This window comes from uncultured Cohaesibacter sp., assembly GCF_963556055.3.
Lineage (GTDB): Bacteria > Pseudomonadota > Alphaproteobacteria > Rhizobiales > Cohaesibacteraceae > Cohaesibacter.
On sequence record NZ_CAUVYE020000012.1, the window covers coordinates 229,513 to 242,694 of the forward strand.

Annotated in this window: 11 protein-coding genes; 5 read left to right on the top strand and 6 right to left on the bottom strand. The window is 53.9% G+C overall.

The genetic code is table 11. The annotated features are described in order from the left end of the window. Window positions 1-146: 146 nt before the first annotated feature. From ACHZB8_RS07445 to ACHZB8_RS07465, 5 genes are all read left to right on the top strand, one after another. Window positions 147-1,385 (top strand): threonine ammonia-lyase, encoded by a 1,239-nt coding sequence (locus tag ACHZB8_RS07445; protein WP_316859625.1) that lies wholly within the window; start codon window positions 147-149, stop codon window positions 1,383-1,385. A gap of 224 nt (window positions 1,386-1,609) precedes the next feature. Continuing rightward, window positions 1,610-2,128 carry an RDD family protein gene (locus ACHZB8_RS07450; RefSeq protein WP_316859626.1) on the top strand — a complete coding sequence of 173 codons (519 nt, stop codon included), beginning with the start codon at window positions 1,610-1,612 and terminating at the stop codon, window positions 2,126-2,128. 303 nt (window positions 2,129-2,431) lie between these two features. Beyond that, window positions 2,432-4,258 carry an SLC13 family permease gene (locus ACHZB8_RS07455; protein ID WP_316859627.1) on the top strand — a complete coding sequence of 609 codons (1,827 nt, stop codon included), beginning with the start codon at window positions 2,432-2,434 and terminating at the stop codon, window positions 4,256-4,258. An 85-nt stretch (window positions 4,259-4,343) separates the two neighbouring features. Further along, the gene (locus ACHZB8_RS07460; protein WP_316859628.1) at window positions 4,344-5,090 is read left to right on the top strand and encodes an arginyltransferase; all 747 of its coding nucleotides are present in this window, start codon (window positions 4,344-4,346) and stop codon (window positions 5,088-5,090) included. A gap of 104 nt (window positions 5,091-5,194) precedes the next feature. Continuing rightward, window positions 5,195-6,220 carry an endonuclease/exonuclease/phosphatase family protein gene (locus ACHZB8_RS07465; RefSeq protein WP_316859629.1) on the top strand — a complete coding sequence of 342 codons (1,026 nt, stop codon included), beginning with the start codon at window positions 5,195-5,197 and terminating at the stop codon, window positions 6,218-6,220. A gap of 111 nt (window positions 6,221-6,331) precedes the next feature. Here ACHZB8_RS07465 and parC read toward each other — a convergent pair whose 3' ends face one another. The 6 genes from parC to lepB form a co-directional block, all read right to left on the bottom strand. Further along, window positions 6,332-8,572 carry a DNA topoisomerase IV subunit A gene (gene parC, locus ACHZB8_RS07470; protein ID WP_316859630.1) on the bottom strand — a complete coding sequence of 747 codons (2,241 nt, stop codon included), beginning with the start codon at window positions 8,570-8,572 and terminating at the stop codon, window positions 6,332-6,334. A gap of 57 nt (window positions 8,573-8,629) precedes the next feature. Beyond that, on the bottom strand, window positions 8,630-9,370 hold the full coding sequence (recO, locus tag ACHZB8_RS07475) for a DNA repair protein RecO (protein ID WP_316859631.1): 741 nt from the start codon (window positions 9,368-9,370) through the stop codon (window positions 8,630-8,632). Between the two features lie 449 nt (window positions 9,371-9,819). After that, entirely contained in the window at window positions 9,820-10,287 is a 468-nt protein-coding gene (locus tag ACHZB8_RS07480) for a peptidoglycan-binding domain-containing protein (RefSeq protein WP_316859632.1), read from the bottom strand. A 200-nt stretch (window positions 10,288-10,487) separates the two neighbouring features. Beyond that, window positions 10,488-11,423 carry a GTPase Era gene (gene era, locus ACHZB8_RS07485; protein WP_316859633.1) on the bottom strand — a complete coding sequence of 312 codons (936 nt, stop codon included), beginning with the start codon at window positions 11,421-11,423 and terminating at the stop codon, window positions 10,488-10,490. A 54-nt stretch (window positions 11,424-11,477) separates the two neighbouring features. Continuing rightward, complete coding sequence (gene rnc / locus ACHZB8_RS07490; protein WP_316859634.1) at window positions 11,478-12,185, bottom strand: ribonuclease III; 708 nt, start codon at window positions 12,183-12,185, stop codon at window positions 11,478-11,480. A gap of 146 nt (window positions 12,186-12,331) precedes the next feature. After that, the gene (gene lepB / locus ACHZB8_RS07495; RefSeq protein WP_316859635.1) at window positions 12,332-13,114 is read right to left on the bottom strand and encodes a signal peptidase I; all 783 of its coding nucleotides are present in this window, start codon (window positions 13,112-13,114) and stop codon (window positions 12,332-12,334) included. Window positions 13,115-13,182 lie beyond the last annotated feature (68 nt).

Genomic DNA, 13,182 nt, shown 5'->3' on the forward strand with positions numbered 1-13,182 from the left:
GATTTGCCATCAACCACATTTATCGGCCTCGCAGTCTGCCATCGACATAGGGAATGGCATTTTCTGATATGCCATTAATTGGGTTTGAACTTTTAACCGAGTTGGGGCATTGTCCCTCGATACGCATTTTTGAAGAAGGCAAAGCGATGTCCGCTCCCTCTGTTGCTCCCTTTCGCCCCTTACTGTCCGATATAAAGGACGCAGCCGGAAAGATTTCCGGGTCTGTTTTGCGCACTCCTACGCTTCCTGCGACGCAGCTTTCTGACATTCTTGGTGCCAGTATCTACGTCAAATATGACAATATGCAGGTGACCAATGCCTTCAAGGAACGGGGTGCCCTCAACAAGCTGCTATCCTTGAGCGATGAGGAACGGGCGCGCGGCGTGATCGCGATGTCGGCGGGCAACCATGCGCAGGCGGTGGCACTGCATGCCACGCGGCTCGGCATCCCTTCGATCATCGTGATGCCGCAGTTCACACCCTTCGTCAAAGTGGCCGCAACCAAGGGCTTTGGTGCCAAGGTCATTCTCGAAGGAGAGACGGTTGCAGAAGCGGGAGACGCGGCCGAAAAACTCGCAGAGGAACAGGGGCTGACCTTTGTGCACCCTTATGATGATCCCTACATCCTTTCCGGACAGGGAACCATTGCGCTTGAAATGCTCGAAGACGTGCCAGACCTAGATTGCCTGGTCGTACCGATTGGCGGCGGAGGGCTGATTTCCGGCATCTCGATTGCGGCCAAAGCCATCAAGCCAGACATTGAAATCATTGGCGTAGAGACCGAGCTTTACCCCACCATGTATAACGTCTTTTACGGCAAGGAGCTCGCCTGTGGCGGGGCGTCTCTGGCCGAGGGAATTGCGGTAAAGCGCGCGGGCAAACTGACCAGTGCAATCGTCAAGGACCTGGTTTCCGATATTGTTCTTGTCACCGAACATCAGATCGAGCAGGCGATCAATGCCTATGCCACCCACCTCAAGACCATGGCTGAAGGTGCAGGCGCAGCTGGCCTTGCCGCGATGATCGCCGAGCGCGACCGCTTTGCAGGCAAAAAGGTCGGGCTTGTCCTTTGCGGTGGCAATATTGACCCGCGACTTCTGTCCTCCATCATCGTCCGACAGCTCGGTCGCAAGCAACAGATTGTCGGCCTGCGGATCATCATTCCGGACCGTCCCGGCATTCTGGGCGAACTCTCAACGATAATTGGCGATCTGGGCGGAAATATTCTGGAAGTCGACCATCATCGGACCTTCCTCAATGTTCCGGTCAAGGGTGCCTCTATCGATATCACCATAGAGACCAGAGACGCTGGCCACGCGCAGGAAATCATTACCGCCATCGAAGCAAATGGTCATAAGGTTGAGCATCTTAACAGTGCTTCCTAATTTTGGCCCACGCGAATCCGATCGGTTTTGAAGGCGTTTTCCCGATGTCGAATCAGGGGAACGGCACAGACAGTCCTGTCATCCTTTAAACAGCGCGTTCATTGATTTGTAGCGGACGCCTTGACATTCTCCTTCTCTGCTATCACCTCAGAGTCAAGGGCGCAGATGCTTGCGACAAACCGATGCGCCTCTTAACGCTCAGACCGAAAGGAAAACCGTCAGCAATGATCGATAGCAAAGCGACATATCACGGCTCAAGTGAACGCGAGAATGTCTTTGACCCGAGGCTTCACCCGGCCCTGTTTGACGGTGTCCTGTCCCGACGGATTCTGGCGTTTCTGTTCGATGCCGTGCTGATTTTCTGTCTCATGATTCTCGTGTCGATTGTCATTGCGATTCTCGGTGCGATCACGTTCGGTCTGGGTTGGTTGCTTTATGCCGCTCTGTTCCCGCTCGTAACCCTGTCCTACACGGCGGTTACCTTGGGGGGATACAATGCGGCAACACCGGGAATGAGGTTCATGGGCCTGGAAATGCGTCTCTGGTACGGTGCCAGACCTTACGGCATTCTGGCGGTGATGCATTCGCTGTTATTCTGGTTTGGCAATGTCATTCTGACGCCCTTCATTCTTCTGGTCGGGCTATTCACCAGCCGCAAACAGCTACTGCACGACATGCTTCTGGGAACCGTGGTCATGGATCGCGACGCGCTCATGTCGCTTGAAGGTCAGTCCCGTTACTAGCTGACAGGGCGGTCGCTGCATAGTGCCCGGCCCTGCGAATTCGGCCCTGCCAATGGATGCCCGCCTTTGCGGGCATTTTTTTATGAGTCGTCCCTTAGTCGAGGTGCATGCAGATATCCCGCGAGAAAATGCCTTCCTATGTGACATTACGTATATCTTCTTTGCAAAATTGGTATTTTTCTGCTTTGCTGAAGTAATGTAGTCTAGCTTCTGACTATGAATGCCCTTAACCTGCATGCAAAATGCGCATTATGTGCCACCCCCGTTTTTTTTCGATCAGGAGCGGCAAGGAATAACAATTGTATGTATCTGACCGTTGAGCTGCAAATGTGGCTGACATTTGCCGTAATTTTCTTCTCGATTGTTTTTTATAGTCTTGAATATTTTTCCATAGAGATAACGGCACTGGGATCATTGCTCAGCCTCATGCTGATCTTTGTCGGCCTGCCTTCTTCGAGCGAAGCTGCTGGTCTGGTAACGCTGGACGATCTGCTTGCAGGCTTCGCCAACCCTGCCTTGTTGTCGGTTCTCGCTCTTCTGATCATTGGACAAGGCTTGTTTCAGACCGACGCTCTGGATTCTCCTGCCCAATTCATCACGCGCATGGCAAAGAAATACAAATATGTTGCCTTTATCGGCGTCTATCTTTCGGCGGCCATTATCAGCGCTTTCATCAATAACACGCCGGTGGTCGTCATGTTCCTGCCGATCATGACTGTTGTGGCGAGCAATCTGCGGCTGTCTTCATCCAAGGTTCTGATGCCGCTGTCCTTCATTTCGATTCTGGGTGGCATGACCACGATCATCGGTTCATCAACCAACCTTCTGGTTGCCGAGACGGCGCGCAAGGCCGGGGTTCTGGATCTTCATTTCTTCGATTTCACAGCCATCGGGGCGATGGTCGCGGGCATCGGTTCGATCTATGCGCTGTTGATCATGCCGCGCATCCTGAAAAACCGCAAAAGCATGGCCGACCAGATGAGCCAGACCACGGGCAAGCAGTTCATTGCCCAGATTCCGCTTGGCGAAGACTCTTCTCTTGTGGGTAAAAAGGCCGTTGCCGGGATGTTTCCCGACCTCAAGGACATGACGGTTCGGCTTGTGCAACGGGGAGACACGCCTCATTTGCCGCCCTTTGACAATATCACGTTGCAGTCCGGCGACACTGTAGTTGTCGCGGCGACAAGACAGGCCCTCACGACAGCGCTCAAGGGTGGTCACAATGTGACACGATCAGCCGAAGAGACGGACGCATCGGAAAGCACACCGATGACAGACTTCACGCTTGCCGAGGTCATCGTCCCGCCAGCGTCTCGCATGATCGGTCAGACCATTGAGCAATCGTCCTTGCGCTCCAAGACAAATTGTATCGTTCTCGGCATCCAGCGCAGGTCACGGATGCCACGCATGGCGCTGAATGACATTCGGCTTGAGGCAGGCGACGTTCTGCTCGTTGGGGGGGCTCGGGATGACGTGGAAGCACTCAGAATCAACAGGGATCTGTTATTGATCGAGCTTTCAAGTACCGACGTTCCGCAAAGACGGTATGCGCCCCGTGCCATTTGGATCTTTCTGGCCACAGCCTTTGCCGCGGCGTCCGGTCTGTTGCCGATTGCCACGGCGGCTCTTGGTGGTGCTTTTTTCATGATTGTGGGAAAGTGTCTGAACATTCGCCAAGCGGTACGAGCGCTTGACAGCCGGATCTATATGCTGGTCGGCGCATCGCTTGCGAGCGCCGTTGCCTTGCAGAAAACGGGCGGCGCTTCTTTCGTGGCTCGTTCCGTCGTCAATGCAATGGATGGGCAACCGGGCTGGGTCATTCTTTCGGGGTTATTCCTGCTCATCGCAATCCTGACAAATATCCTTTCCAACAATGCCACTGCGGTGCTGTTTTCTCCCATTGCGATTTCCATTGCCAACCAGACAGGTTTGCCGGTGGAACCCTTTATCGTTTGCGTCATTCTGGCTGCAAACTGTTCATTCGCCACGCCCATCGGCTACCAGACCAATTTGCTGGTGATGGGTCCGGGGCACTATCGGTTCGCAGATTTTCTGGTCGCGGGCATACCGCTGATGATTATCATATGGCTCAGTTTCACCTTCATCGCACCGTGGTATTACGGGATCTGACTAGATCCCTTGTATAGACCTCTGTCTTACTTTTCTTGCCCTGCCAATCATGATTTTATGGCTGGGCAAGGAAATACATGACCTCATGACACAACACTCAATCGACAATCCGCAATTCTATCTTACCTCGCCGCAAAGCTGCCCCTATCTGGACGACAAGCAGGAAAGAAAGATCTTCACCTATCTTGTTGGCAAGGATGCGGATCACTTGAACAATCTGCTGTCTGCGGGTGGCTTTCGTCGCAGCCAGACAATTGCCTATCGCCCGGCCTGTGAGGATTGCAAAGCCTGTCGATCTGTCCGAATTCTGTTGCCCTTTTTCAATTTTTCTCGCAACCAGAAGAAGATTCTCAACAAGAACCGCGACATTATCCGCGTCATCAAGCCAGCTGTTGCTACATCTGAACAATATGATCTTTTCAACCGCTATCTGTGTTACAGGCACAGAGATGGCGGCATGGTTTCGATGACCATGGGGGATTACAAGGCGATGATCGAGGAAACCCATATCGATACGATCATCATCGAATATCGCCTGCGCGATGCGGATTCCGGCATCACCGGCACATCACGTGGAAAGCTGGTTGGTGTGGCGCTCACGGACAGGCTCGATGATGCCAACTCAATGGTCTACAGCTTTTTTGATCCCGTCCTGGACAGACGCAGCCTGGGCACCTTTATCATTCTCGATCATGTGCGCGATGGCATTGCCTCGGGATTATCCCATCTTTATCTGGGCTACTGGATCGAGGGATCGGCGAAAATGTCTTACAAGACCCGCTTCAAACCGCTAGAAATTCTTTCAGGCGGCGGCTGGACTCGCCTTGATTAATTCCAATTTCTGGTGTTCTATCGCACGCTGAATTGCCAAGCGGCGGCATTGCGAAAGCCGCGTGGCATGCATTTGCCAAATTGAAGAACAGTGTTGGATTATTGATGATAAAGCGGCTTATGGGCTTGGTGGAACTGGCATTCTTTCTGGCCGCACTGGGTTGGTTTGGAGCCACCGGAATTGGCCTTTTGGGACGGTTTGTCCGGCTGTTTGACCTGATCAATCACTTCCAGCTTGTGCTTGTCATCTCTGCGATGGCCTTTCTTGCCGCTTCCTTCGTCTGGCGATTTTCCGGCCAATTCTACAAGAGGGCCGGGCGGGCTCTTTTCGTCTTGTCCATCATCGGGTCGATGTGTCTCATTGGCCCTGAAATTCTTCATCGCGGCACCCAGACCCTTTTTGCATCTGAAGCAAATGCCAGACCCTCGGGCAACACAACCATCAAACTGATGAGCTTCAATCTCTATATGGCGACAAGGGACGCCAAAGGGCTGACGTCGAGCATCATCAAGGTTGGGCCCGATCTTGTCACCTTGCAGGAGTATGCACCCAACCGGTTCAAGCGGCAGCCCGATCTGAAACGAGAATATCCCTATCAGGCACGATGCAAAAGCTGGCGCACCTGTTCACTGGCCATTCTGTCCAAATATCCGCTCTCTGAAATCACGTCCTACCGTCTTGACAGTGAAGGCCAGAAAAATCCGCTACATGGCAAAATGCTGGCGGCAACCATGAAGGCAAAAGGGGCAAAGCCTGTGCGTGTCTACAGCCTGCATCTCAGTTGGCCCCTGCCCTTGTCCGAGAAAAAACTGCAATTTGAGAAACTTGCAGAGATCATCCTCAAGGAGCGGGAGCGCTATCCGCTTCAGGTCATTGCAGGCGACTTCAATTCGACCGGCTGGGCTTATGCGGTGGATCGCTTTGCGGCCAATGTCGGGATGGAACGCCGGGATCAGTTCGTTCCGACCTTTCCCTCCCCCAACTCGCGCATCAAGGGGATAAAGCTGCCGGCCTTTCTCAGCCTTGATCATATCCTGACCAGTCAGGACATCAAGGCGAGCAAGGTGGTACGGGTTTCGGCATCCGTTGGCGACCATTGGCCGATCATGACCCGGCTCACCTTGCCATAGACAAGACGAGCAGGGCTGAGCCGGGCAAGGGCATCCCTTGCCGCAAGAGACGAGAACGAGGGCCAATCAGCCAAAGCTACATCAACAGGCCCAAAGGCCTCAGGCACAGGCCTAGTTATTGAATTTGTTGCTTCTGGGGAACCCATTGGGTGGCAGTCGACCCGCCTGCCCGCGTTCACCCGTCCATTCGGCCAGATCGTCCATGGAGCGTTGATAAGAACGACCGGAACTGTCTGTCCAGGTCAGGCCTTCGTCGGACTTGAAGATCTTGGCGTCTGAAATGCCGCCATCCTTGTAGCGCTGAAGCATCACGCCGCGCCCACGCGCCATTTCCGGCAATTGCTCGGTCTTGTAGACGATCAGTTTCCTGTTTTCACCGATAACCGCGATCTGGTCGCCATCTGCTTCCTTGCAGATCTTGGCCTCGTTGGGCACGGTGACATTGAGCACCTGCTTGCCCTTGCGGGTGTTGGCAACAAGTCCATCCTCAGGGGTGATGAATCCGCGCCCGTCAGTTGAAGCAAGCACCAGCTTGCGCTTGGGCTTATGCACGAACATATCGACGACATCTATGCCGGGCTCCATGTCGATGATCACCCGGATCGGCTCCCCATGGCCACGGCCACCGGGAAGTTTGTCGGCCTGCAAGGTGTAGAAACGGCCATCGGTTGCCATCATCAGCAACTTGTCGGTTGTTTCGGCCTGCACAGCGAGCTTGAGCTTGTCTCCGTCCTTGAAATTGAGACTGGAAAGATCCGTGATATGTCCCTTCATGGCGCGGATCCAGCCCTTTTCCGAAAGGACCAGCGTCACCGGTTCGCGCTCGACCATGGCCATATTGATGTCTTCGATATCGCGTTCGGTTGCCTCGCCGAAATCGGTGCGACGACGCCCCAGTTCGGTGTCTGGTCCGAAGAGCTTATAGATTGCGCGAATTTCCTTGGAAATGCGTTTCCATTGCAAGTCTTCCGCTCCGAGCATTTCGAGAAGCTGATCCCTCTCCTTGCTCAGATTGTCGTGCTCGGTACGGATTTCGATTTCTTCGAGCTTGCGTAAGGAGCGCAGGCGCATGTTAAGAATTGCCTCTGCCTGAATTTCGGACAGAGAGAAGGTCTTCATCAATTCCGCTTTGGGTTCATCCTCATAACGGATGATGCGGATCACTTCGTCCAGATTGAGGTAGGCAATCAAATAGCCATCGAGCACTTCGAGGCGATGTTCGATCTTGGCAAGACGGTAGCGTGAGCGCCTCTGCAAGACGTCACGTCGATGCGCCAGCCATTGTTGCAGCACCTGACGCAGGCTGAGGACCTGAGGCACACCGCTCGCCGTCAGCACGTTCATGTTGAGCGAAATGCGGCTCTCCAGATCGGTCAGCTTGAACAGCGCTTCCATTAACAGATCGGGATCAACGGACCGGCTCTTGGGCTCAAGAACAATGCGAATATCTTCAGCGGACTCATCGCGGACATCAACCAGCAACGGCAATTTGCGGTTCTGGATGAGATCGGCAATCCGTTCGATAAGTCTGGATTTCTGCACCTGATAGGGAATTTCAGTGACGACCAGTTGCCAGGCGCCGCGAGCGAGACTTTCCTGTTGCCATTTTGCCCGCACGCGAAAACTGCCACGTCCGGTTCTGTAGGCTTCAAGAATATGCTCCTGATCCTCGACCAGAATGCCACCGGTAGGCAAGTCCGGTCCGGGCAACAGCTCGATCAGCTTTTCATCGGAACAGTTGGGATGCTTGATCAGATACAATGAGGCTTCGCACAGCTCGGCCACATTGTGTGGCGGTATGGAAGTCGCCATGCCAACGGCAATGCCGCTTGATCCGTTGGCCAGTAGATTGGGGAAATTGGCAGGCATGACAACGGGTTCCTTGTCCTCGTTGTCATAGGTCTCGCGGAAATCGACGGCGTCCTCGTCAAGCCCTTCCATCATCAGGCGGGCGACCTCGGTCATGCGCGCTTCGGTGTAACGCATGGCAGCGGCGCTATCACCATCGATGTTGCCAAAGTTGCCCTGACCATCGACCATCGGATAGCGCGAGGCGAAATCCTGCGCCAATCTGACCATGGCATCATAGACCGCGCTGTCACCATGCGGGTGATATTTACCGATGACGTCACCGACCACGCGCGCAGATTTCTTGAAACCGCCACTTGGATCCATCTTGAGCTGACGCATGGCATAAAGAATGCGCCGGTGAACCGGCTTCAACCCATCACGGACATCAGGCAAGGCGCGCTGCGTAATTGTCGACAAGGCATAGGCAAGATAGCGCTCTTCCAGCGCTTCGCGCAGGTTGATGCTTTCAAAATCGCTCGACTTTACAATATCGTTTCCCATGCCGATGTGGTTAGCGAAAAATAGCGATTCATGCAATGTCCGGAATGGGTAAAGGCGCTATTCATCCAACGTCAAGTCGCGCCGAACCGCCTCTATGAAGCTTTTGCGCAGGTCTGGCGGGGCCATTCCCATAGGCTGATAGATGTGGCGATCAAGAAAATGGGCGCTGAGGCAAAACCCGTCATTGAGTTCTTCAAAGCTCAGGCGGTTGCTCATTGCCGAGCCGCGCAGGAAACCGGGAAGCGGCAGCAATCGGTCGTGATAGGGCGCGCCAGCCTGCCTGCAAACAGCCCTGCCCGTTTTTGGCGAGACATAGACGAGATCTTCCGTCCCCCCCGTTGCCGCGCAGCGATCCAATTCGAGCCCGAATCCCAATTCGGCCAGCAGCGCCAACTCGTAGCGGACCATCAATTCACCCGCAACGTCACCCTCCTCGAAGGCATCAGTGATGACCTCAAGGGCTTGGTAGATATAGGGATGCGGGTCGCGCTCGGGCAACAGCCGCGTCAGTTCCGCGATGAACTGCATGCCGAAGGTGCCGATCGGGCGGGCCATCAACATGGCTGCTCGTGAGGATACGAGTTCGACCGAGAATTGCCCAAGATGGGTTTCAAGCCTCGCGCGCCAGGTGAGCAAGATCAGGTTACCCGGCTGGAGAACCGGCTGTTGTCGCTTGGAACGTCCACCACGCACCAGCCCCATGACGCGGCCATGGGCGCGTGTCATTACTTCCAGCAAAACAGCCGTTTCGCCATGTCGCCGAGAGCCCAAGATTATCGCTTCATCACTCCATTCCATGAGGCGAAGATGGGCTGATTTGTGGCAAAAGGAAAGAGACTAATATCGATATATGGGAAAGCAATCTGTGATTGCAGCCATTGGATTTAAGGACTAACATCATTGCGTGACAGGATGGAGGAGCTGTGTGTGTCCATCCAGCAATTGCCGAGGCACCAAACCTATCCTCGACATGTTGCATTCTCGACGAGACGGAGGAGGTGTCCGTCTGGCAACCCTCATGGCGCGGGATAGAACCCATGAGGCATCGGGGCTGCGCAAACCAGCGAAGAGGAGGACGTGTCCTCTTGGCAACCTCTGTGGCGCCCAGTCCTACCCGCAGAGCACTGGCTTGCGTTTTCTTGCCAGCCATCAGCGCTTTGCCCTTTTCGCGTTGCCGTACATAAACGCGTGCGTCTGCGGATGCAGCTTGACGGTTCCTCAGTCCGAGCGCTCATCCCGCGCCGAAATCAGTCATTCTCGCTAAAGGCCTTTTTGTCAGACGCGGTCATCGGCGGGAAGTCCGGTTTTGGCTGATCAAGTTCCATGAAGACGATTCTCGGCGTGATATCGGCAACATCGGGATTCTTTTGCAGGAATGTCTTATAGGCCTCATGGCTTTCATATCGCAGCAGATCGACCTGGAACAGAGTGAAATAGCCGGTTGGCTCCATGCTGTACCATTCCTGCCACCGGGTCATTGCCTTGCGGCTATTGCCACCCAACTTGCCATCGATGCCCTTGGTATCAAAGCCGGTGGCTGTCAGACGGCTCTGGATCTCGATGGCGAGGCCTTCGGTCATGAATTCGGCTTCGAGCTGAGGCGTGCCATATTTTTCCGTGTCCCGCGCCATTGCAGCAGGAACCAGAAGCAAAAGCGTCATCACAAGACCGCAAAGTGTCCTGCCAAACAGACCTGTTGTATTGATGTGTTGCATATTTCCCCCCCGTAAAGACATTTAGACGCCCAAGTTGCAATTTTCGGGCAGAGTGCCGCGAAGGCCCACTCCTCGCACGCATCTCACAGTCGTCTTTTTGCCCACGCAGCAATGCTACAGAAATAAAAGATGCGGCAACAGTCTCCTTGTTGCCGCATTCCTCAGTTCAGGTGTACTCGTTGTCTGCCAACCCCCCGACCTCAGATCGGGAAATCGATGCCCATTTCGCGATAGCGTTCGGGATCATCGACCCAACGCTCGCGGACCTTGACGAACAGGAAGAGATGCACCTTGGCCTCCAGAATCTCGGAAATCTCTTTCCGAGCCGCCATGGAAATGGCCTTGATGGACTGACCGCCCTTGCCAAGAACAATCATCTTCTGATTGTCTCGCTCGACATAGATGACCTGTTCGATGCGAACCGAGCCATCCGGCTTCTGCTCCCATTTCTCGGTCTCGACCGTTGAGGCATATGGCAACTCCTGATGCAGACGCAAAAAGACCTTCTCGCGCGTGATTTCCGCAGCCAGCTGTCGCATGGGCAGATCGGAGATCATGTCTTCTGGGTAAAGCCATGGCCCGGTCGGCATCCTTTCGGCAAAATAGTCAAGCAGATCGTCGGTATGATCGCCATTGAGCGCAGACACCATGAAGGTTCGGTCAAAGGCAATCCTGTCATTGAGCTTTTGTGCCAAATCCAGCAGGCTATCCCGTTTTACCAGGTCGATCTTGTTCAGAATCAGCACCTTGGGCAACTTGATCTCTTCGAGCCGGTCTAGAATGTCTTCAATCTGCTCGGTCAATCCTTTTCGGGCATCAATGATCATGCCGATGGCATCGGCATCCTTTGCCCCGCCCCATGCGGTGTTGACCATCGCGGTTTCCAATCGACGCTTGGGGGCAAAAATACCCGGAGTGTCAACGAAAATGACCTGCTTTTGATCCTTGAGCGCGATGCCGCGAATGAGTGAGCGGGTTGTCTGAACCTTGTGCGTGACAATGGACACCTTGGATCCGACGATCTGGTTCACAAGGGTCGACTTACCCGCGTTCGGGGCTCCGATGAGGGCGACATAACCGCATTTAGTGTCAAGTTCCGGCCCGTCTCCGGGCTGTTGAGAGGATGTTTCTGACATATGTGTCCTTGGTTTGGGGATCTCATGTCCCGCTTGAGGTGATCGGAACGCGTCCTATTTGGTGTCCGCGCTCCACTGTCCTTCTCGTACAAGCATCGCGCGGGCAGCTTCCTGCTCGGCAATGCGTTTTGATGGACCCTTGCCCATGGAAGGTTCAAGGGTCGGCACTTCGACGCGCAAAGTGAATTCAGGTTCGTGATCGGGGCCTGTACGCTCCACAAGGCGATAGGTTGGCGGGGGCAACTTGTTACCCTGCACCCATTCCTGCAAAGTCGTCTTGGCATCGCGCAAAGGGCCGGTCCATTCCAGCATGCGCTTTTGCCAGTATTTGTCGACAAGGCTCTTTGCCGGGTCAAAACCACCATCCATGAAAACCGCACCAATCACGGCTTCGCAGACATCGCCCAGAATCGCTTCCTTCTTGCGACCACCGGCCTGTGCTTCTCCCTCGCCGAGACGGATATAGGGTCCAAGGCCAATTTCTCTGGCCACCTCAGCACAAGTCTCGTTGCGCACCAGGCCATTGAAACGTCTAGCCAGTTCCCCTTCATCTGCCTTGGGAAAGGCTTTCAGCAGCATATCAGCTATAGAGACAGCCAGGACCCGGTCCCCCAAGAATTCATGCCGCTGATAGGTTTGATCAACCTGTAGTCGCGGGGAAGCAACCGTGCTGGAATGGCTGAGAGCCCGTTCCAGATGGCTTTCGTCCTTAAACCTGTAGCCGAGATGCGTCTGTAATGTACCAACATCTCTCTTTTTCATCGGTATAGATTCGACTCCTTTTCAGTGTTTACAGAATTTGACCATGCATTATACAGAAAAGCCTGAAATAGAGAATGCCACACAGAATTTTCCTGTGTGGCATTTTCTTTGTTTCTACGGTCAGATAGAGAAAAAATGAATTATTTCTACTTATCCTCGCCCGACATATCGGGCTTGAGACTGGTAAACCACCGCTCCCAACGAGCCGAACTTGGCCAGGACCAGATTTCCCATGGAGCCTTGCCATCTCCGATAGAGAAGAAGATGACTTGTGCCTTGCCGACAAGATTTTCAAACGGCACATAGCCGACATTGCTCAGCACGCGACTGTCCGATGAATTGTCGCGGTTGTCACCCATCATGAAATAGTGATTGGCAGGCACTTCATAAACCGGTGTGTTATCAAGGTAATTGCTGTCCGTGAGGTTGAGCGTGGTGTAACTGACGCCATTGGGCAGAGTTTCCTTATAGCGCTCCACCCGCGTCTTGTTTCCTCTCTCGTCGGTGTCGACAAAATCATCAATCCGTTCATGCTCAACGGCAGTCCCATTGATGTAAAGCTGGCCATCTATCATCTGGATTTTGTCGCCGGGCAAGCCGATCACGCGTTTGATGTAATCAACGGACGGGTCACGGGGAAGTTTGAACACAACGATATCGCCGCGCGTCGGTTCGCTCGCCATGACGCGACCGGAAAAGAGCGGCAACCCGAAAGGCAGGGAATATTTCGAGTAGCCATAGCTATATTTGGAGACGAAAAGATAGTCGCCGATCAACAGCGTCGATTTCATCGAACCGGAGGGAATCGAAAAGGGCTGAAACAGCAATGTGCGCACGACAAGCGCAAGCAATAGGGCCTGTATAATCACCTTGATGGTCTCGCCGATACCACCCTCATTCTCTTTCAAACTATCGTCCTGCACGCTCATTCTCTTTCCCATATCCTTGCCCACGCGGAAGGGCTTCCTTCTGCCTGCAATTTCATGACCGTGTGAAT